We start from the raw sequence: 1,670 nt of genomic DNA, 5'->3' as shown, positions 1-1,670 counted from the left end.
CGACCCGGTCCCAGGTCGCCCCGTCGGCCGCGCTGGCGCCGGTGGCCGCGAAGAGCGGCAGGGCGAGCGCGGACCCGGTCACGCCGGCCGCGACGACGACCGCGGGCGCCTGACGGGGGCGGCGGTGACGACCGTTTCCGGAGAGCATGCGGATGCCTTTCGTCGACTGCGATGGCCGCGCGGACCCGGCCCGGCATCCCGCCGGGGGGTCGACGCGTCTCTGCGGGAACGTAGCCGCTGATCATCGTCCATCACAACTCGATGTCGCGAGGAACACGCGAACATCACAGAACTGTCGAGCTATTGCTTCCACTTCGTCCCGGCTCAGGAGCGAACTCGACCGGAAGAGTCCGCAGGCCGCGCATGATGAGTCCACCGCGCCAGCGCAACTCCTCCGGGGCCGCACCCAGTTGGAGGTCGGGGAGCCGAGTGAGCAAGGTCGCCAACGCCGTCCGGCCCTCGAGACGGGCGAGGGGGGCGCCGAGGCAGTAGTGGATGCCGTGCCCGTAGCCCAGATGCTGGTTGTCGCGGCGGGACAGGTCGAGGGTGTCCGGCTCGGCGAAGCGCTCCGGGTCCCGGTCCGCGGCGGCCAGCACCACCAGGACGGGGTCGCCGGCCGCGATCCGCTGCCCGCCGACGGTCAGCGGCTCGGTGGCGAACCGCCAGGTGGCGAGCTCCACCGGACCGTCGAACCGGAGCAGTTCCTCGATGCCCGTCTCCAGCAGCGCGTTCTCGCCCGCGGCCAGCGAACGCTGCAGCCGGTCGCGCTCGGCGGGGTGGGTGAGCAGCGCGTAGGTGCCGTTGCCGATCAGGTTGACCGTCGTCTCGAAGCCCGCGAAGAGAAGGATGAACGCCATCGCGGCGGCCTCGTTCTCGGTGAGGTGCTCCCCCTCGTCGGAGGCCCGGATCAGACCCGAGATGAGGTCCTCGCCGGGCGTGGGCTCCGCGGGCAGCGCCTCGCGCTTGCGGTGGATCAGGTCGGCGAGGTAGCCGCGCATCTTCTTCACCGACCGGGCCACGCCGCCGCGCGGCCCGCCGCCGTGGCGGATCATCATGCCCGCCCAGTCCCGGAAGTCGTCCTGGTCCTCGCGGGGGACGCCGAGCAGGTCGCAGATGGCGTAGATGGGGAGCGGGAACGCGAACTCGTGGATCAGGTCCGCGCTGCCGCGCGCGGCGAAACCGTCGATCAGGGTGTCGGTGAGCTCCTGCACGCGGGGCGCGAACTCCGCGACGCGGCGCGGGGTGAAGGCCTTGGCGACCAGGCGGCGCAGCCGGGTGTGGTCGGGCGGGTCGATGTTCAGCAGATGCGTCATCAGGTCCGCCTTGCGCTCGCCCGGGATGCCGGTCCTGTTCCGGGCGTGCGCGGGCTCGTCGTGGTGCGCGGGGTTCTTCGACAGCCGCGGGTCGGCGAGGGTCTGCCGCGCGTCGGCGTACCGGGTGACCAGCCAGGCCTCCACGCCGCTGGGCAGACGGGTGCGGTGCACGGGGGCGTGCTCGCGCAGCCAGGCGTAGGCCGGGTACGGGTCGGTGGCGAACTCCCAGGTGAAGAGTTCCGGGGCGGGCGGTGCGGGGTGTGGCTCGGTCACCCCACGACGGTACGCGGCGCGGGGCCGGGGGCTCCTCCTGCCCCACGCGGGGCGGGCGCCCGGGGGTGCGGGCGTGCCCCGCAC

1 protein-coding gene and 1 pseudogene are annotated in these 1,670 nt (G+C 73.4%); both read right to left on the bottom strand.

Translation table 11 applies throughout. The features are described from left to right. Nucleotides 1–148: pseudogene (locus HW445_RS30070) on the bottom strand (peptigoglycan-binding protein LysM); the annotation flags it as partial. A 136-nt stretch (nucleotides 149–284) separates the two neighbouring features. Then, nucleotides 285–1,586, bottom strand: coding sequence for a cytochrome P450 (locus tag HW445_RS30065; RefSeq protein WP_180223968.1), 1,302 nt, complete (start codon nucleotides 1,584–1,586; stop codon nucleotides 285–287). Nucleotides 1,587–1,670: the final 84 nt, after the last annotated feature.

It is taken from the genome of Streptomyces sp. UH6, assembly GCF_013421635.1.
Taxonomy (GTDB): domain Bacteria; phylum Actinomycetota; class Actinomycetes; order Streptomycetales; family Streptomycetaceae; genus Streptomyces; species Streptomyces abyssomicinicus.
The sequence above is the reverse complement of the archived record's forward strand: the minus strand, read 5'-3'. Positions and strand labels throughout refer to the sequence as shown.